This window comes from Streptantibioticus cattleyicolor NRRL 8057 = DSM 46488, from assembly GCF_000240165.1.
GTDB lineage: Bacteria > Actinomycetota > Actinomycetes > Streptomycetales > Streptomycetaceae > Streptantibioticus > Streptantibioticus cattleyicolor.
This window is the reverse complement of record NC_017585.1, coordinates 1,793,898-1,812,548: the sequence shown is the minus strand read 5'-3', so window position 1 is coordinate 1,812,548 and position 18,651 is coordinate 1,793,898. Positions and strand designations below refer to the sequence as shown.

At 71.8% G+C, this 18,651-nt stretch carries 14 protein-coding genes and 5 pseudogenes; 7 read left to right on the top strand and 12 right to left on the bottom strand.

Features of this window, described 5'->3' with window-relative positions; all coding sequences use genetic code 11:
- Positions 1–71: 71 nt before the first annotated feature.
- Both SCATT_RS40205 and SCATT_RS35580 read left to right on the top strand, forming a co-directional pair.
- A pseudogene (locus tag SCATT_RS40205) lies at positions 72–251 on the top strand (transposase); the annotation flags it as partial.
- Positions 197–1,264 carry an IS3 family transposase gene (locus tag SCATT_RS35580; protein ID WP_014142133.1) on the top strand — a complete coding sequence of 356 codons (1,068 nt, stop codon included), beginning with the start codon at positions 197–199 and terminating at the stop codon, positions 1,262–1,264. The pseudogene SCATT_RS40205 and the gene SCATT_RS35580, both read left to right, overlap by 55 nt.
- A gap of 188 nt (positions 1,265–1,452) precedes the next feature.
- Here SCATT_RS35580 and SCATT_RS35575 read toward each other — a convergent pair whose 3' ends face one another.
- From SCATT_RS35575 to SCATT_RS35540, 9 genes are all read right to left on the bottom strand, one after another.
- A complete protein-coding gene (locus SCATT_RS35575) occupies positions 1,453–2,307 on the bottom strand; it encodes an ABC transporter permease (RefSeq protein ID WP_014150461.1) in 855 nt (284 codons plus the stop codon).
- The gene (locus SCATT_RS35570) at positions 2,304–3,251 is read right to left on the bottom strand and encodes a daunorubicin/doxorubicin resistance ABC transporter ATP-binding protein DrrA (protein ID WP_014150462.1); all 948 of its coding nucleotides are present in this window, start codon (positions 3,249–3,251) and stop codon (positions 2,304–2,306) included. The genes SCATT_RS35575 and SCATT_RS35570 overlap by 4 nt, the downstream gene beginning before the upstream one ends.
- Positions 3,252–3,323: 72 nt before the next feature.
- Positions 3,324–3,893 (bottom strand): GNAT family N-acetyltransferase, encoded by a 570-nt coding sequence (locus SCATT_RS35565; RefSeq protein ID WP_014150463.1) that lies wholly within the window; start codon positions 3,891–3,893, stop codon positions 3,324–3,326.
- A 120-nt stretch (positions 3,894–4,013) separates the two neighbouring features.
- Positions 4,014–4,142 (bottom strand): hypothetical protein, encoded by a 129-nt coding sequence (locus SCATT_RS40525; protein WP_014150464.1) that lies wholly within the window; start codon positions 4,140–4,142, stop codon positions 4,014–4,016.
- Positions 4,143–4,216: 74 nt separating this feature from the next.
- A complete protein-coding gene (locus tag SCATT_RS35560) occupies positions 4,217–4,984 on the bottom strand; it encodes a nitroreductase family protein (RefSeq protein WP_014627183.1) in 768 nt (255 codons plus the stop codon).
- Positions 4,984–7,125, bottom strand: coding sequence for a hypothetical protein (locus SCATT_RS35555; RefSeq protein ID WP_014150466.1), 2,142 nt, complete (start codon positions 7,123–7,125; stop codon positions 4,984–4,986). The genes SCATT_RS35560 and SCATT_RS35555 overlap by 1 nt, the downstream gene beginning before the upstream one ends.
- On the bottom strand, positions 7,122–7,829 hold the full coding sequence (locus tag SCATT_RS35550) for a TOMM precursor leader peptide-binding protein (protein WP_014150467.1): 708 nt from the start codon (positions 7,827–7,829) through the stop codon (positions 7,122–7,124). The genes SCATT_RS35555 and SCATT_RS35550 overlap by 4 nt, the downstream gene beginning before the upstream one ends.
- Before the next feature lie 99 nt (positions 7,830–7,928).
- The gene (locus tag SCATT_RS35545) at positions 7,929–9,272 is read right to left on the bottom strand and encodes a YcaO-like family protein (RefSeq protein ID WP_041823513.1); all 1,344 of its coding nucleotides are present in this window, start codon (positions 9,270–9,272) and stop codon (positions 7,929–7,931) included.
- A gap of 385 nt (positions 9,273–9,657) precedes the next feature.
- Positions 9,658–9,990: an amidohydrolase family protein gene (locus SCATT_RS35540; protein ID WP_014150469.1), complete on the bottom strand. Its 333-nt coding sequence runs from the start codon at positions 9,988–9,990 to the stop codon at positions 9,658–9,660.
- Between the two features lie 23 nt (positions 9,991–10,013).
- Here SCATT_RS35540 and SCATT_RS40845 point away from each other — a divergent pair.
- A pseudogene (locus SCATT_RS40845) lies at positions 10,014–10,193 on the top strand (helix-turn-helix domain-containing protein); the annotation flags it as partial.
- Positions 10,194–11,137: 944 nt separating this feature from the next.
- Here the strand turns inward: SCATT_RS40845 and SCATT_RS35535 are convergent.
- Both SCATT_RS35535 and SCATT_RS35530 read right to left on the bottom strand, forming a co-directional pair.
- A complete protein-coding gene (locus tag SCATT_RS35535) occupies positions 11,138–13,165 on the bottom strand; it encodes a HelD family protein (RefSeq protein ID WP_014150470.1) in 2,028 nt (675 codons plus the stop codon).
- A 741-nt stretch (positions 13,166–13,906) separates the two neighbouring features.
- Positions 13,907–14,833: pseudogene (locus tag SCATT_RS35530) on the bottom strand (LysR family transcriptional regulator).
- Between the two features lie 94 nt (positions 14,834–14,927).
- Here SCATT_RS35530 and SCATT_RS35525 point away from each other — a divergent pair.
- The 3 genes and pseudogenes from SCATT_RS35525 to SCATT_RS35515 form a co-directional block, all read left to right on the top strand.
- Positions 14,928–16,037, top strand: coding sequence for an epoxide hydrolase family protein (locus SCATT_RS35525; RefSeq protein WP_050990271.1), 1,110 nt, complete (start codon positions 14,928–14,930; stop codon positions 16,035–16,037).
- Between the two features lie 103 nt (positions 16,038–16,140).
- A complete protein-coding gene (locus SCATT_RS35520; RefSeq protein ID WP_231904874.1) occupies positions 16,141–16,719 on the top strand; it encodes a hypothetical protein in 579 nt (192 codons plus the stop codon).
- Positions 16,720–17,049: 330 nt separating this feature from the next.
- Positions 17,050–17,271 (top strand): annotated as a pseudogene (locus tag SCATT_RS35515) (transposase); the annotation flags it as partial.
- 118 nt (positions 17,272–17,389) lie between these two features.
- On the opposite strand, the gene SCATT_RS35510 reads toward SCATT_RS35515, so the two are convergent.
- Entirely contained in the window at positions 17,390–17,866 is a 477-nt protein-coding gene (locus SCATT_RS35510) for a hypothetical protein (protein ID WP_078590497.1), read from the bottom strand.
- Positions 17,867–17,901: 35 nt separating this feature from the next.
- Here SCATT_RS35510 and SCATT_RS37635 point away from each other — a divergent pair.
- Positions 17,902–18,044 (top strand): annotated as a pseudogene (locus SCATT_RS37635) (IS5/IS1182 family transposase); the annotation flags it as partial.
- Between the last annotated feature and the right edge of the window lie 607 nt (positions 18,045–18,651).

Here is an 18,651-nt window from a genome sequence, read left to right as displayed (position 1 = left end):
TGAGCTGCACTGATCTTCGTGGAGTCCTTGAAGCCTGGGTTACGATCCAGGCGTAAGGAGAACCACCTGCAGTGCCAGCACCACGTAAGTACCCCGATGAACTCCGCGAGCGCGCCGTCCGCGAGGTCCGCTCGACCGGCCGCCCAGTGACGCATGTCGCCCGCGACCTCGGCATCCACAAGGAGGCCCTGCGGTCATGGGTTCGCCAGGCCGAGGCCGACGCCGGCGAGCGCGACGACCGCCTGACCAGCTCCGAGCTGGAGGAGCTGAAGCAACTCCGGAAAGAGAATGCCGAGTTGAGGCGGGCCAACGAGATTCTCAAGGCCGCCAGCGTGTTTTTTGCCCAGGAGATCGACCGTCCCCGGACGAGGCCGAGCAGGTGATCGACCACCTGCGAGACAAGGGCCTCGGGGTCGATCCCGTCTGCCGGGTGCTGGGCTTGTCTCCCTCGACGTACTTCGCGCGCAAGACGCGACCGAAGTCCGCCCGCCGGTTGCGTGATGAAGAGCTGATTCCGCTGGTCACAGCCGCGTGGGAGGACTCCGGCCGCACCTACGGCGCCCGCCGGGTCACCCGCGCGCTGGTCCGCGCCGGCCACGCGGTGGCCCGCTGCACGGTCGAGCGGCTGATGCGGGAGCTCGGGATCGAGGGCGTCATCCGCGGGCAACGTCGTCGCACCACGGTCCCCGAGCCGACCGCGCCGCGTCCGCCGGATCTGGTCAACCGGCGGTTCACCGCCGAGCGGCCGAACCAGCTGTGGTTGGCGGACCTGACCTACATCCGCACGTGGTCGGGCTGGGTCTACGTGGCGTTCGTCCTGGACGCGTACTCCCGCCGGATCGTGGGCTGGCAGGCCGCCACCCACATGCGCACGGACCTGCCGCTGGACGCACTGGAGATGGCGCTGTGGCGGCAGCAGATCAAGAAGGACGCCGGCCTCATTCATCACAGCGACCGCGGGTCGCAATACGTGTCCATTCGCTATACGGAGCGATTGGCCGAGGCCGGCGCCTCCGCGTCCGTGGGCTCCGTCGCCGATTCGTACGACAACGCGATGGCCGAGGCCTTGAATGGCACATTCAAGGCCGAACTGATCGAGCATCAGGGCCCGTGGCGGGACTTCGACGAAGTCGAGCGGGCCGTCTTCCAGTGGGTCGCGTGGTACAACGGTGAACGACTCCACTCCGCCCTCGGCTACCTGCCACCCGACGAGTACGAACAGGCGTACTGGGCGAGACCGGAGCAAGTCCCACAGACCGCTTGATCACACGATCGCGGACTCTACGAAAGTCGGGGCAGCTCAGCCGGGCCGGCCCGAGTCTGCGGGCCAGTGGTGGTCTGTCCTGGCGTTGGCGGTGGGGCCGGCGCCGCCGGGCGGGAAGCCGGGGGCCGGCGGGGCTCCTGGCTCCACGCCGGTTCCCGTCGGCCGTGCACACGTCGTGGGGGGCGGGCTCAGGGCCCGGGGCCGAACTTCTTCACGGCCAGGGGCAGGCAGACGGCGATGAGGAGGGTGCAGCAGGCGGCGGTGGAGGGGACCGGGTGTTCCAGCATCAAGCTGCCGGTGGAGCCGGTGCCCTGGGCCACCTGGCGGACGGCGGCGACGAGGGCGGCGATCGGGTTGTACTCGGCGATCGTCCGCGGGAGGGTCTGCATGCCGGTGACGGGGACGTAGGTGCCGCCGAGGAACACCAGCGGCAGGAGGATGCCGTAGCCGAGGCCCTGGATGGTGGCGGGGGTGCGCACGATCGTGCCCAGGAGCACGCCGAAGGTGGTGAAGGCGAACAGCCCGAGCAGCAGCAGCCCGGCCAGTTCGCAGATGGCGTCGGCGTTCACGCGGGGGCGCCAGCCGAGTGCGGCGCCCAGGCAGGCGACGACGAGCATGCTGGCGGCCTGTTCGATGACCTGGCCCACGATCTGCGCGGTGATGACGGCCAGGCGGGTGATCGGCAGGGAGGTGAGACGGTCGATGACGCCGAGGGAGAAGTCCGTGGCGGTGGCGACCCCCGCGCTGACCCCGCCGAAGGCGACGGACTGGGCGATCAGGCCGGGCAGCAGGTAGTCCGGGTAGCGTGTTGCGGGGATGTGGACGGCGCTGCCGAAGACGGTGACGAACAAGACGGTGTTGACCACCGGCTGCAGCGTCACGCCGCCGATGCGGACGGGCATCCGCGCCGCGACGCGCAGCGTACGGGAGACCAGCAGAGCGGTCTCGCGCAGGTAGCGCCAGGTGCGGAAGCGGCGCAGGGCCTTGCGCTGGTGCGTGGCCGGCCGGGGCGGAGCGGGGCGCGGCGGGGTGGGGGTGGTCATGTCCTGTCCTTGGGGGGGTGACCGGTCAGGGTCAGGAAGACGTCGTCCAGGGTCGGGCTTCGCAGGACGATCTCCTCGACGGGCACGCCGCTGTCGCGCACGGCCTGGCTGACGGCGGCCAGGTCCTGTGCCGCGTGCGGGGCGGGGAGTTGCAGCAGGAGCCGCTCGGGGACGCCGGTGAGGGTGAACCGGGGTGCCAGGGCCGCCCGCAGCCGGGTGAACCCGGTGGCGTCCGCCGTGGTGACATCGATGCGCTGGTGTCCGACGCGTCTTTTGAGCTGGGCCGGGGTTCCGCTTGCCGTCGCCCGGCCGTGTTCGAGCAGGACGATGTGGTCCGACAGGGCGTCCGCCTCGTCCAGGTACTGCGTGGTCAGCAGGAGGGTGACGCCTTCGGCCACCAGCTCGCGGACGGTGGACCAGACGGTCTCGCGGCTGCGGGGGTCCAGGCCGGTGGTCGGCTCGTCGAGCACCAGCAGGCGGGGCTGGACGACGAGGCCGGCCGCGAGGTCGACGCGGCGGCGCTGGCCGCCGGAGAGCGTCTTGACGAGCTGGTCGCGGAACGCCCCGAGTTCGAAGCGGTCCACCAGCCAGTCGGTGACCTTGGCCGCCCCGCGTTTGCCGTGTCCGCGCAGCCGTGCCATCAGCAGCAGGTTCTCGCGCGCGGTCAGGGTGTCTTCCAGCGCGGTGAACTGTCCCGTCAGGCTGATCACGGAGCGCACCGCCTGCGGGCGGGTGGTGATGTCGTGACCGCACACCCGCGCCGAGCCGGAGGTGGGCCGGATGAGGGTGGCGAGCATGCGCACGATCGTGGTCTTGCCGGCCCCGTTGGGGCCGAGCAGGGACACCACCGTGCCGGCCGCGACCGTCAGGTCGAAGGCGTCGACAGCGGTGGACCCGCCGAAGGTGCGGGTGAGTCGGACCGCCTCGATGGCAGGGCCGGCCATGGGTACCGCCCCCCCTTTCCGCGGACACCGCGTACCCGCATCTGCCCTGTGTGCCGCAGCCGACCGGCTGCCTTACCGTTGTGGTGCCAGGTCCCCGGGCAGCAGTGCCGCCACCAGGCAGTCCCGGCGCTGTCCGCCGGGGCCGGGGATCTTTCCCCTGGCGATCCCCTCCTTGCGGAAGCCCGCGTGCGCTCCCACGTAGTGGACGGCCCTGTTGTCCAGGTCGGTGAAGGCCTCGATGCGGGTCAGCCCCAGTTCCTCGAAGCCGAACCGGCACAGCAGGCGCACGCCGGCCACCGCTGTGCGCAGGCGCCGGGCGGGCGCGTCGAGCAGGAACGCGGCCTCGGCGCTGCGGTAGAGCTCGTTGAGCGAGAGCAGTTCCGCCTCGCCGATGAAGGTGTCGCTGGCCGCGTCCGCCAGCACGAAGACCGCGCGGTGCGCCCGCCACATCGCCGGCGCGGTGTCGATGAAGTTCTGGGCGTGGGCGGCGGTGTATTCGCACGGTACCGGCATGAAGCGGCGGACCCGCTCGTCGCTGAACGCGCGGACCAGGCCGGGCAGGTCTTCCTGGCGCGGTGCGCGCAGCCGGACGCCGTCCCCGGTCACCGTCGGAATCGCGGTGAACGCGCCGGGAAGCCGCATGGAACACTCTCTTTCTTTCCTCGATCCGCCCGCACCGCCTGCCCGGGCCGCAGGGCCGGTGGCCCCACGGCGCGGTGTGCGGCGGCCGGCGGGAGCGCTGCGCTCCCGCCGGCCACTGCATCAGGTACCCGAAGGGTTGAAGCCGCAGCTGGAGCTGCCCTTGCTGTAGGACGTCGCGGTGTCCTCGAGGACCTCCGCGTACAGGAACTCGTCCGCCTCGGCGGCGTTCTCGTTCTCCTTTTCGATCATGACCGAATCACCTCCTTATGCGTGTCTGGGGTTGCTGCGCCGCCGGTTGGCGGTGCACGTCGGTGGTCCGCCGGTCAGCGCCCGGCGGAAGACGGGGCCGCGGGGTGCGGTAACGGGTCCGGTCCGGGGGTGCCCAGGGCCAGGGCGGCCAGGGGCCGGCGGCTGACCGGGTCCAGGCGGGCGGTCGCGGACAGTTCGGGGCTGGGCAGTGTGGCGCCCAGGATCACCCCGCCGTATCCGCGCTGGAGTGCGGCCAGCCAGCCGGCGTGCACGGCCGATCCGGCCCGGCGCAGCAGCCGCAGGTGGCCGCGTGCGCCGTGCCGGATGCAGGCGGCTGCGACGCTGCCGGCCATCACGACCAGCACGGGTGCGCCGGCGATCTGCGGATCGGCGAACAGGCAGTGCCATGCCGGGGACGTGAGCGGCCCGTACCGGTACAGGCAGGCCGGGTCGGGCCCCGTGCCGTAGACGGCCGGGGTGAGTCCGGCAACGCGCCGTGCGACGACGAGCGGGGCCAGGCCGTTGCCCGCCCGGGTCTCGCCGGGTGCGGTGCGGGCGTCGTGTTCGCGCGCCGCGGCCAGCACCGCGGCCAGGACGGCGTCCGGCAGGGGCGTGGCGGCGAAGTCACGCACCGTGCGGCGCTCGTCCAGCACGGCGTGCAAGGACCGCAGCGGCGGGGCCGGGGGCGGCAGCCGGTGGCGCGGCGCGGTGCCGGCGGGCAGGCCGGGGCGCAGCCGGGGCGGGACGGTGCCGCCTGCGCCCGGCTGTCCGGCCGCGTAGGCGCGCAGGAGGCCGTCGGCCAGTTGCTGCGGGGTCGCCGGGAGCGGGAAGGTGTCCGCCATCACCGCTCCTGGGGGTGGACGGGGCCGGCGGCGCCCGTGGACGGCGGGGGCTCACCGCGGTCGCGGGCATGCGGTGTCACCGACAGGACCGCGGTGACCGGTTCCCGGCCGGAGTCGATCAAAAAGGCGTCGGCCAGGGCCGCGACGCCCGGCGCGGGCAGGTCGTCGTGGAGGGTGACACGGTGTCCGAGCAGGCCGGCGGCGGTCTCGAGCTGGGTGAGGGCGACCCCGGCGTCCAGGCAGGCCAGGTGCAGGGCGAAGGGGCCGTACTTGCCCTGGATCCGCGGCACGTCGCCGGTCAGCACCAGCACGGCGCTAGGGGCGTGCGGGCCGGGAACGAGGTCCACGGCGGGCAGGCCGGCGAGCCGGGCCAGCGCGTGGGCGAGGGCGTCGTAGCCGTAGCAGCCGTCGGCGAGCCCGTCGATGCCCCGCGCGGCCAGGTACAGGCACGGTGAGCCGAGGTTGCCGCCGCTGGGTGCCCAGAAATCCATGCCCTGCGCGCCGCGGCGGCCCGCGGTCATGCCGAGCAGCAGCGCGAGGTCGCCCAGAGCCGGTGCCTTGGCCGCGGTCGCCGCACCGGCGCCGGCGCCGTCCCACGGGATGCCGGGGGGCCCGGCGGGGCCCCGTGGTGTGCCGGCGTCCGCGGCGCCGCCCCACGAGGTGCCGGGGGGCCCGGCGGGGCGCCACGGGGTGCCGGGGGCGGGCAGAGCCGGCAGGGGGACCAGAGCGGCGCTGGGCCACCGGCGGCGTTCCTGTACCGCTGCCGGCAGGCGGCTCAAAGACTGCAGGCGGGAGGCGGGGGTCACCCGGTGCAGTGCCGGCTTGGCGACCGCCTGGTGGTAGCGGACCGCGACGGACACCGGGTCGGCGTCGAGCGGACGGCCGGCTGCCGGGACGCAGCCGGGACACGCGGCGGGCTCGCACGCCTCCTCGGCGGCCGACCGCGGGTGGCAGGCGGGGCAGGACGAGCCGGCAGTGGGCACGTGGGCCGCCGGAACGTCGGCATCGGGGGGACGGTGGGCTGCCGGAACGCAGGCAGGACGCGGGGCGGGCTCGCACGCCTCCTCGGCGGCCGACCGCGGGTGGCAGGCGGGGCAGGACGAGCCGGCAGTGGGCAGGTGGTCTGACGGAACGTCGGCGCCGGGGAGACGGCCGGCTGCCGGGGTGCAGCCGGGACACGCGGCGGGCTCGGACGCCTCCTCGGCGGCCGACCGCGGGCGGCAGACGGGGCAGGACGGGCCGGCGGTGGGCATGGCGCGTTCGGTCGTCCATGCCTCCAGGTCGTAGCGGGTGGCGCCGTCCGGGGAGTGGGCGGGCGGGACGTGGGCGAGCAAGGCCAGGACCTCGCGGCAGGCCAGCGCGGCGTGGACCGCCGTCCAGGGGTCGGCGGGGCCGGGCGGCGGGGTGCTGCCGGTGTCGGCCAGCTCCCGCCGCAGACAGCCCAGGCACAGGTCGAGTTCGGGGGCGAGCAGCGGGCCGATCACCGAGACGGGCCCGGCCACGAACCAGGGCAGGAGCGCCACCGGTTCCCGTGCGTACGCCGCGGACAGCCGCTCAGCCTCGTCACCGGCCATGCCGCAGGGTCCGAGGAGGACCACCGCCAGGTCGGCCGGGCACGGTTGCGGCCCGGCGGTCACCACCTCCCCCGTCCCGGCTTCGCGCAGGGCTCCGGCCAGTTCGGACAGCAGGGGCGCGGTGCCGTGCAGGGCCACCCGGGCGGCCGCCAGCCGGTCCACACTCTGCCCGGCGTGGGCATCGGCCCAGGTGGTGGCGCCCAGCCTGGACAGCGCCAGCGCCGTGGGCGTGCCGGGGACGAAGGCGCCCTCTTCCAGCAGCCCGCGAAGGTGCAGCAGGGCCAGCAGGCGTTCGATCACGCCGGTCTCGCTGCCGGCCGCCTCGGCCAGAGCGGCCACGTCGTGGGCCCCGTCCAGCAGCGGGAGCAGGCGCGGCAGCAGGTGCCGGGTCGCGGTGCCCCGCAGGACCTCGCGTTCGGGCCCGCCGTCGAACTGGATACCGTCCGGCAGCCTCAGGAACCGGATGCCGTGACGCAGCCGGGGCAGCCGCGGCACAGCAGGCAGCGGGCTGCGGTGCAGGTGACGGGCGGCGGTGCCGGCCCCCACCGACCGGGTCGGGAGTTTCACCGGGCCTGCTCCCCACCAGCCGGGCAGACCGGCGCGGATACGGGCGGGCAGGCCGTCGCGGACGGGGGCGGGAACTGCTGGGCCAGGGCGGTCCAGGTATCGGCGCGGCGGTCCGGGCGGCGCCGGCAGCGCGGACAGGCGTGCACCCCGGTCACCGGGTCACCGCTGACGTCCCCGGTCACCCCGTCGTAGGTCACCACCGTCCCGGCGAACGCGCCGGGCCCCCTGGCGGCCAGCACCCGGGTCAGTCCCCGGGCCATCAGAACGTCCGAAGGCAGCCACCCCGCCACGCAGTTCGAAGGGTCCCGGGTGACGCTGTCCCACCAGGCCTGGGTATCGCCGACATCCCAGTCGTGCTGCCTCTGCCGCCGCAGGAAACAGTGGTAGCAGGCGGAACGGCCCGGCACCACCACGGGCCCCAGCCGCACCCCGCGGGGCGTGAGGACCAAAGGCGCCCAGGTCAGCGACCACAGGAAGCAGAACGTGTCGACGTCACGGAAGAAGGAGACGTCCTCACGCGCACAGGCCACCACGTGACACCCCGCCTGCGGCCACGTGGCCGGAGCCGCGGACACCGTACGGCCCCCGGCGCCGGCCCGCGGCGCCGCGGAGACGGCCGAGACCACCACGCCGCGGTCCGGCTGCGGCACCACGGCCTCGCCCCACGCGTCCAGGGCTACCAGGTGAAGGGGCGGCACGCCCACGACACGGACCTCCAAGGCAGAGCGCCGGCACACCGGCCGACAAGGGACGAGGAAACAAGCAGGAAGGAAGAAGGGAAGGGGGATTGGGGGTGGGGGACGTCAGGCGAAGGGCTGGGGCAGCGGGTTGATGTCCGTACCGGCACACTCGGGATAACCCAGCCGCTCAGGAGCGTCCAGCAGCCGGGGATGACCGAGATAACGGCCGTTTTGCTGGAACGACAGCGGAACGAGCTGAGGGACGAAGACACGGACCGCATGGAAACCGACATCACGCGCCTCATCGGTGGTGACATCCACCGCCACCGCCTCCATACCCCGCTCACGCAGCCGCCCGACCACCAGATCCGGATCACCGGCGGCATCACCACGCGCCAGCACCGGCATGTCCGACAGCCGCGCACGCCGCTCACCGGACAGCAGGAAGCCGAAAGCATCCGCACGCTCGGGCCGGCCCATCCACTGCGCACCGTCCAGCACATCCTGGAAGTCACCGACCTCGGCAGGAACCTCATGGTCGACGTGGAGCGCGACCCGGTAGGCGATCACCTCACGCAGCACCTTGGCCAGCACCTGCTGCGGATCGGCCCCGGACGCACACCCCACCATCGTGGCCGCACGCGAACTGTGCGGCGCACGCCCCACCAGGTAGATCGTGGGAATCCCCAGATCGGAAGTGGCATCGAACAGGACCGGATCGGCCAGGACCGACCGCCGGTAACGCTCCAGCATCACCCGGGCCGCATCCCCCAGTTCACTCACGCGGCCGATGTCCAGCCGCGGCAGCGGCAGACGGCGCAGCCACACCGTGCTGATCATGTCACGCTCCACGCACTCGCACAGCGCGTGCATCACCGCGGTACGCAGATCTCCGTGGACCGCGAAACCGGTACTGACCGGGTGCCAGATACGCTCCGCGGGCCGCTGCGGGGCACACCCCATCCACGCGATCACCGCCGGCACGTACACCGGGCGCCGCCGGGTCAGCGACCAGCCGCGCACCCACCGCATCGGCGCAGCGGGATCCGGCGGCAGCAGCGGCTGGCCCGCGCAGGCGTACTCCTGGGCCGACAGCCGCGGCAACGACCCCAGATCCAGCGCCTCGTCCCCCAGCTCCACCGCGCTGGCCCGCACCACGACACCAGGGTCCTGGGCCATCGTGGCGCAGTAGCGCTCCAAAAGCTCCGCCAAAGCCAGCAGACGTGCCCGCTCAGGACTCTGGGCGGTCCCGGCCGAACTGTAGTCGTACGAGGCACCGGGCCTGCCCCCCGGCCCGCCCGGCCGGTGAAAAGGATCCGCGTCCAGCAGACGCAGCACATGGCCGGCCAGCGCCCCGTACGCCGGCACCGTGGGCTCCCCCGGCGCATACGGCAACTCCCTGACGCCCCCGGCCACCCCGTAAGGAGACAGGAGACCATCGAGATTCTCCAGCACATCGCCGGCCACTCCCACTCCCTTCCCCTTACAGCGCAAACCTTCAACGGAACCCGGCCCCCGCACCGCCCCACAACGAGGGGCGTCCCACACACCGCAGGCCCCGGACAGCCCTGCCCGGCCCGGACACCATGTGCCTGCCACGGCCGGTGGGGACGAGTGAATACCACCACAAGGCCAACCCGGGACCAACACGGCAGTTGTTGACCTCCCGGACAGCCGCCTATGCCCTTCCGCCCACCCCCCCGACCCGCCAGCCAGCCCCCGCGAAGCCGCCTTGCCGGAGGCAGACGGCATCAACTCCCGCCGCCCCGGCGCGTTGGCCGGCCCGTCGCGGCCCGACCGACCGGGACGGGACAGGACCGGGACAGGGCCGGGACGGGCTGCGGGGTCCGGCTCAGGAGGGGAGCGGCAGGCCGGCCGCGTGGAACAGCCGGTCCCGGGAGGCCGCCGCCTCCGCGAAGACGGAGTCGCCCCTGACCAGTGCTCCGTCTTCCTTGAGGACCTCGCCGGCCACGACGACCAGGTCGGCGTTCCCGGCGTGTCCGCCCGCGACGATGGACGCCGCCACGTCCGTCGCGGGCAGGAGGTTGGTGTGGTCGAGGCGGACCATGATCAGGTCGGCCTCCTTGCCCGGCGTCACACTGCCGGTGCGGTCGTCGATCCCGCAGGCCCGCGCGCCCTCGATGGTCGCGAACGCGATCAGGTCGGCGGCGTCGAACGTCGGCAACCCGGGGACCCGGTGGGGACGCGATGCCTCACCGGCCCCTCAGCCTGTCGCCGGCCCGCCCAACCGAATTGCGGTCACGCGCCCTGCTCGACGAACACGGCAACGCCACCGCACGAGGCCGCCAGGAACGCGAACACATCGAGGACGCCACCAACCGCCTCGCCCAACGGCTGTTGCGCCCCCTGCGGGAACCGGATGCGGACCGCCTCCTGCACACACTGACCCCGGCCGTCCGCGCCATCACGTCCTGCGGCGTACTGCCTTTCCCAACCCGATCGGACTGCCCCGCCCGGACCTGCCCCGCTGATCGGATCCTGGGCGTCCCGCAGAGCGCACGGGAGCCTCTCGCCGCCGGGGATTCGCCGGCCCGGCCGGGCCGAGATCGGCAGGCGCGGTATCCGCACCGCCTTGCGCGGCGTGCGGGGTGTGCCGTGTCCCGGACACGGCACCCCGTCGTGCGGCTGTGGGGATGGTGCGATGGGTCGCGCCTGGCGCGTCGCGGCCAGCGGCCGGGACGGCCGGGAGCCCGACGGCGCTCCGGACCGCAGTGGCCGCCGGGACCGGACGGACGGGCATCACCGGCGGGTCGTTGCCCGCGTTCACCGGCGCGGTCCGCGGCTGAAGCCGTCTTCACGGACCGGACGCGGAGCCGACTCGGCCGTTCGCACGGCGTGATTCTCCCGGGCGCGATGCCGAACGGGCCGTCCACCCCGTGCCCGTGCCGACCCGGGGCGGACGGACGAGCCAGATCCACCTCGCGGTCGAGCAGGACCGCAAGCCCCTGCCGGTCGTGTCACGGCCGGGCAGCGGGGCGGTTCCCCCGCAAATCGAGCCAGTCATGGAGGCGATCCGGGTGCCCCGGCCCGGACCGGGTGTTGACGCACAGGGCGCAGCGAGAGAACAGAGAGAGCCGTCATGGCACCACGCGGCGGGTACGGCGAACACCAGGCCGTCAAACGGCCGGGGCCCCGGTTGCCACCTGGCGTTGGACACGGCTCGCGGGGCTGGTCCCGGCTCCGGGCATCCCGCCGGGGTACTGGTCGCGGGCGGTGGTGGAGGGGCTGCGGTGCGGGCCTCGATGGCGCGCGGGCCGGTGTCTGCGCCGCGCCGGGTGCGCCCGCGCAGCGACGGCGCGGGTGCCGGGCCGTCAGGCGGGCTGGACGGTGATGGTGCAAAGGCGCTTGGTGGCCCGGGTCAGGGCTACGTACAAGTCCCTTTCGCCGCCGGGGCGGTTGGTGATGATTTCCTCGGGGTTCAGGACGACGACCGTGTCGAATTCCAGGCCGCGTGCTTCGGACGCCGGCACGATGCGTGCGTGGTGAGCGATGCCCTGGGCCGTCAGTTCGCTCACCCTGGTGTCCGCGCAGATCACTCCCGCAAGCTCGCCCGGGTACGCGGCGCTCTGGGCGCGGAGTTCGTGAACGACGGCGGTGACCAGCCCGTCCGGAGGTGTGGTCACGGTGCGAGGGTTCTCACCGCTTCGCAGTGATCGTGTGGGCTTCTGGTCCGGAGCGATCCGGGTGAGCAGGTCCCGGACGCTTGCCAGGATCTCCTGCGTGGTGCGGTAGCTGACGGTCAGGTTGTGCAGTTTGAACCTCGGTCCGGCGTGGGGGCCCAGTGCTTCCTTCCAGTCGCGTGCCGTCGCGACCGGGCCTGCCTGGGCGAAGTCACCCACCAGCGTCATCGACCTCGACGGGCAGCGGCGGACGATCATCCGCCACTGCATGGCGGTCAGTTCCTGCGCCTCGTCGACGACGACGTGCCCGTACGTCCGCTCGGGTGGGCCGTCGACCAGGCTCGCCGCCTCGTCCAGCAACGGCGCATCGGCAACGGTCCACGGGTCGTCCGGGCCGCGCAGCAGAAGGGACCGCTCGTGCGCGGTCAGGCGGGGCAGGTGCTCGGCGAGAGCTGCGGCGTTCGTCAGGAGTGCCTTCACGAGGTCACCGGGTGCCAGCCGCGGCCACAACACCTCGACCGCTCGGTCGACGCCGGCGTCGTCGAGGAGATCGGCCCGGACGGCGTCCAGGTCCAGTTCGTGGGCCGGGCCGGGATCGGCCGCGCCTTCGACGCGGCGCTGGGCGGCTCCCGTGAACCGGTCGAGGTTGATGCCCGTCATCCTTTCGGCATCGGCGTCGATCTGCTCCAGGAGGTCACCCATGTCTCGTCGCATCGCGTCGGTGACGGCGTCGGCCAGGAGCTCTTTGAACACCTGGCGCGCGGGGTTGTGCCCCGCAACGGCTGCCACGGCGGCGTCGCGTGCCGTGGCGACCTCCTCGCCGGAGAGGTGAACCAGTTCCTGTCCGACCCGCACGGTGAAGTCACCGGCGGGGGCTTGGTGGACGCGCAGCAGGCCGGCCAAGGCGTCGGCGAGGCCGGAGCCGCCCTTGAGGCGCGCCGTATCGAACGGGTCGACCGTGTCCGTGGACGCTCCGGCCAGTTCCCGGCAGGTCGCCAGGACGACGTCGTTCTCGCCGAGCGAGGGGAGGACCTGGCAGATGTAGTCGAGGAACCGGGCGTTCGGCCCCACCACCAGGACACCTTCCTCCGCGGCGCGTGGGAACGCGTACAGGACATAGGCCGCCCGGTGCAGGGCGGCCACCGTCTTGCCGGTGCCGGGGCCGCCCTGCACCACGGTCACCCCGCGGTGGGCGGAGCGGACGATCTCGTCCTGCTCGGCCTGCAGCGTCGCGACGGCCGCGTGCATCCTGCCCGTACGCCGTGCCGACAGAGCCTCGGTCAACGGGCCGTCCCCCACGATGTCATCGTGGGTCGGGGCGGTCCCGTCCAGCAGTTCGTCGCTCACCGAGATGACCGTGCGCTCCTCGAGGCGCAGGTGCCGGCGCCGCCGCAGGCCCATCGGGTGGACCGGTGTCGCCTCGTAGAAAGGCCGCGCCGCGTTCGCGCGCCAGTCGACGAGCAGAGGCAGGTCGTCCTCCTCCGTATGCAGTCCGATGCGCCCGATGCGCAGGGCCGTGCCATCCGTCCAGTCGATGCGTCCGAAGACCAGCCCCTTTTCGGCGCCCTCCAGCCGGCCGATCTCCTTCGCCAGACGCTCGGCGGCGATTTCCCTCGCGTACGCCTCACCGGGGCTGCCCGCCGGGGCCTTCAGCACACTCGCCCGGTGTGCTCGCGCCTCGCAAAGCCGCTCGGTGAGCAACTCGTACACGGAGGACACATAATCCTGCTCCAAGTCAACCGCACGCACAGCTGGGTCATTCATCTTCGACAACAGGGAGGCTCCTTCGATTGGAGCCACACCATACGACCAAGGATTCCGAAAGGTAAGTCTTGACTTACCTGGCGAGCCATGTCATTACGTCTGAATCCGTGACGGCTGACCGTGTGGCGTATCACGCATTCCGCCGTTCCGTACATCGCCAATCGCGCTCCCGGTGCCCGCCTGCCTTATGGGCGAACCCGCCCTTGAACGCCGGCGGTGTCTTTCCGCGCCATCGAGTTCACCACTGCCCGGCCTGGATTCGCCGGTCACCGGCCTCCGCGCTTTCATGTCGCCGTAGGAAAGAATGACGACAGGCCCGGCGGGGCCCGATGGACCGGTCTTTTCCGGGCTCCGGTCCAAGGAGATCCCATGAAATCCGATGACGGCCGGGAACAGGGTCCACTGGCGGCTAAGGCCCGATCCGCCGGAGCATTCCGACACAGCCGGCGTGCGATTTTCCGCGGGGTGTGTCCGGCGAGGACGCGTTGTGGTGCGAGGGATACGGCGTCCGGGGAGAACACGGTGGAGACCGGGTCGGGCACGCCCAGACCGAGCGCGGCCCGCGCGGCGTCGTCCAGTTCGACGGTGCGGAGGAAGTTCCCGGACCGGTCCGGCGGTCTCACCGGGGCGCCGGGGCGGCAGATCAGGCGCGGGCCGTGATCGCTCGTGTGGGCGGGCGGGCGGAGCCGCCGCGGATCATGTTGTGCGTGCCGGTCCGATCTGGTGGGTTCCGGTGAGCAGAGCTTCGGCGTGTTTGCGGAAAGCGGTGACCAGACGGCTGCGGTCGCCGGCGCGGGTGGCGAGCACGACCTGGCTCGGTCCGACCCCGCGCAACGGGACCGTGGTGAGGCTGGGATGCAGCCCGGTCGCGTAGTCGAGGGGGCGGCCCGATGGCCACGGCCTGCCCGGCGGCGATGAGTTCGTGTTCGTCTTCGAGGGCTTCGAGCAGGGGGCCGTCGGGCGCGGGCCGCCCGTCGGGCCGGGGATCGAGGCGCCAGTAGGCGTTCAGCAGCGGGTCGGACCGGCGTACGCGGGGGATCGGCTCGTCCACGATGTCGTCGAGGGTGACCGACTCCTTGCCGGCCAGACGATGGTCCCGCGCCACAATCAGCACGCGCGGCTCGTCGTAGAGGACGGTGACGCGTAGCTGGCCGGTGGGGAACAGCAGACGCGTCACCACCGCGTCGACGCGGTGCTCCAGCAACGCGCCGCGCGAGTCGTTCCAGGCGAGCAGGCGGGTGTTGACCTCGGCACCGGGATCGCGGTCGCGCAGGGCGCGCACCGCCGGAGTGATGATCAGCCCCTTGGTGTAGCCGATGGTGACGCTGCTGGGCCGGGACGCGGCCCGGGTGCGGGCCATCGCCTCGACCGCGGCACGCAGCAGCCCCTTGGCCCGGGGCAGGAAGATCTCGCCGGCCTCGCTGAGCCGGGTGCGTGCGTGGTGCGGTCGAGCAGGCGGACGCCCACTTGCTGTTCGAGGCGGCGGATCTGCCGGCTCAGCGACGGCTGCGTGGTGTGCAGCGCCTCGGCGGCACGGCCGAAATGCCGGTGCTCGGCGACGACCGTGAAGCACTGCACCAGCCGCAGGTCGAGGTCGACGGGCGCGGGGAAGGGCTCGGACATCAACCCACCCTAACTGGCATTATGCAAACCCCGTATGACGTTTTGCGGAACAATCATTGGACCGCGAACCCGTGGTGGCCGCACCGTGGTGATCGTGACATCGAACAGCGTGACACCTTTTCGCATCGCCATTCCGGACAGTGCCCTGGAGGATCTGAAGGACCGGCTCCACCGGGTACGCCTGGCCGGCCGGCAGACAGCACCGGACAACAGCCAGGGGGTGCAACGGGAGCGCCTTGAAGAGCTGTTGGAGTACTGGGCCACCGGCTACGACTGGCGCAAGCTGGAGCGGCAGCTCAACGAGCTGGGCCAGTCCCGTACCACCATCGACGGCCTCGGCATCCACTTCACGCACGTGCGCTCGCCGCACCCCGACGCCACCCCCCTGCTGCTGCTCCACGGGTGGCCCGGCCCGTTCCTGGAGTTCCTGGGGACCGTCGGCCCGCTCACCGGCCACGGCTTCCACCTCGTCATCCCCTCGATGCCCGGCTACGGCTTTTCCGACCAGCCCACCTCCACCGGCTGGGGCCCGGACCGGATCGCCCGCGCGTACGGCGTACTCATCCAGCGCCTCGGCTACGACTCCTACCTGGCCCAGGGCGGCGACTGGGGCGGTGTCATCGCGACCCGCATGGGGGCGCAGCGCCCGGCAGGCCTGCGCGCGATCCACCTCAACTTCCCCGAATTCCTCGCCGCGCCACCGGTCGGCGACGACCCGACCCCCGAGGAGAAGGCCGCACCCCAACAAGGCAGCCGCTTCCTCACCGTCCATTCCGGATACCACGTCGTGCAGCGCACCCGGCCGCAGACCATCGGCTACGCCCTGACCGACTCCCCCGCCGGGCAGGCCACGTGGATCTACGAGAAGTTCCTCGACTGGACACGGCCCGACGCCCTCACCCCCGACGAGATCCTCGACCACATCTCCCTGTACTGGTACACCGGCACCGGCGCATCCTCTGCCCGCCTGTACTGGGAGTACGCCCGGCAGCCACTCGCCCTGACCGAGCCGGACCTCCCCGTCGGCGTCAGCGTCTTCCCGGACGAACTGACGCGCACCCCGCGCATCCGGGCCGAGCGCGCCAACCACGACCTGCGCTACTTCACCGACGACATCCCCGCGTGCGGCCACTTCGCCGCCCTGGAGCAGCCGGAGTTGTTCGTCGAGGAGATCGTCAAGTTCGCCCGGACGGTGACCCCGTGAGAACAGTTGGGATCACGAAGACTCCACCACTACACCCGGGGGGCCTTGCCCGATGAGGCGGGTCAGCTACCGCTCCACCGACGGCTCCACACGCTGCGGCGTGGTGCACGACAACACCATCCACGCCCTGGGCACGAACCTGCTGGAGCAGCTGCGCGCCGAAGGCGGGCTGCAGACCGCCGCGACCAGGGAACCCACCGAGACCGTCGAGCTGGCCACGGCCCACCTGCCGGCGCCGGTACCAGTGCCTCCGGCAGTCCGGAACATCACCACGTTCGAACACCACATCAGCAACACGGGCAAGGCAGCCGGCGGCCACGGCACGGTCAGCCCGGTCTGGCACGAGCATCCGCTCTTCTCCTTCTCGAACCCGGCCGCGATCAAGAGACCCCACGACAAGATCCCCATCGCCCCGGACGCGCGGTCGTGGGACTACGAGGTCAAGGCCGCCGCGGCCGAGTCCGCCGTGGCGGTGGTCACCGGCACAGCCCTCGCCACCTTGGCGACCGTACTGGCCGCGATGACCCAACACGCCCCGTTGAGCGGGCTCGTGACGGCGGCTCCGACGGTGATCCCTTGGCCCCAGATAGGGGGACCGTCGCGATCTGCGTCTTCGTCGCCCTGGCCACCGCGTCGGCCGCGACCTGAAGTGCAAGCCGTCGGCCTGCGATCGAGGCCGTAGGCATCCGTGAATAGCACACCCTCGGGATACCGCCTCTCCACCAGTTGCTCCCCGACGGCACCAGCCGGCCGCGGGAGTGGCCGACCGAGTTCTCGGTCTCCCCGCCACGACAATCGCCCCGATCACCGGCCAGGGCTACCGCGCCGTCCCCACTCACGACGAAACCGTGCGGCGGCCGTGGCGTCTCCATACGATCCACCGCGCCCCGCCGGATCCGGCACGTGGTTGATGCCTGTCTCATCCCAGGATGCCTGACCTTCGCGGCCGCGTGTTTTCGTTGTCGTCGCTGTGCGGCTGGGTGGACTCGGTCCGGGGCGGTACGCCGGCAGCATGCCGGCGCCACGCCCGTCTCCGAGTGATCTGTCCGATGCCCCCGCCCCCTGGGAGTTGATCGAGCCGGTCCTTGCGGCCTGGCGGTTCGAGCGCCGCGGCAGGGCTGTCGACTTCGGCCGGCCGCCGGAACACGACCTGCGCGACATCATGGACGCGATCCTTTACGTGGACCGGACCGGGGTGCAGTGGCGTTACCTCCCGCACGACTCCCCGCACGGGAAACACGGCCCTGGCGCACCCGACATATCCGGCTAAATATTAGATTTCGGCATGAAACTCCGGGACAAAACGACCTCTGAAGACTGTCCCGTAAAGATCTTCAGGACTCGGTGGTGGGCTATCCCATAACCGCTCGGGCCGTGTCGAGGAATGCCAGCCGGTTGTCCTCCAGGTAGTCCCGTACGCTCTCACCGCCGGGCAAGCCTTCCCATACCGTCCGGTTGAGGTCGAGGAAGTACGCACGTGCCGCGTCATGCACCGGCAGGGGGAACTGGACGCGGATGAGCCGCTCGGCGACCCATAGCCTGTTCATGACGTCCTGGGTCTTCAGGTACCAGGGGTGGGTGTCATCGAACTCGGGAGGCCGACTGAACGCGGAGCGTTCGGCCTCGGCCGCCACCTCGATGAACCGCTCAAGCAGCGTCAGCCGTTCCGCGCGCCGAGCCTCCGACAGGGTGTTCTGTTGCCGTTGCGCTTCAGCGCGTTCCGCTGACAGTTGAGTCCTGTGCTGCACGAGGTAGGACAGCATGCCGCCGAGGACAACGCCGCCCAACGATATGAGTGACACCCAGACCTGACCTGACATGGTCGTCATCGTGCCATGTGGTCGGGCTCTGGGACGATCACGCTGTGACTGGTGTGATCACGGCGTCCGAGCCGTCCTGGGTAGCCCCGTTCCCGGGCTGAGCCCGCGCTGTTTCGGCAAGTTGGTGACCGTGGTGCGCCACGAGAGCGCGAACGAGACTCGGCGCGGGCGCCCATGGGGCTTGCCACCGTGCAGTATGGAAACCGCTGTTGAAGATCAGCGGCTCATTGGAGACCAAAATTCCGGAAATCTTCGCCGCCGACTACGACGAAAACCTACAGGCGGCACGAAGCCGTCTCCTCGACGAACTTGGAGACTTCGGGGTGTAGCCGCAGACTCAAGGCGGTATCGGCTTTGAGTTCCGAGGGTTGAGGACCGGCGACCTCATGGTCGTCGGTCCTGCGGGGCCAGGCCCACCAAGACACCTGCGACACTCGGTACAACTCGGAGTGTCGCGCCGAAGCACGGGCGCAAGACTTCCACAGGCCCAACTCCACCGCATCCGGCGACCCGACGTCAGACATCATCAAAGCGGACAACTACAGTCTTGGCGTTTTCGCGCCTTCGGACACGTGCCATGCACGCTGTGGTCAGCGCGAGACTTGGCAGGGGCCGAGGCCTTCGAACTCCTGTGGCACGCGGCTGGCAACGGGCTCGCCGAATTGGCTGCGGACAGGTCAATGCCGACGGCTTTTCCGCCATGCCGCGATGCGGGCAGCTGCGGCGTGACAGATCGCGGCTGACGTCTGGTGGCCGGGTGTGTGTCCCGATGGTGGCCCGGCTCGCGAAGGGGT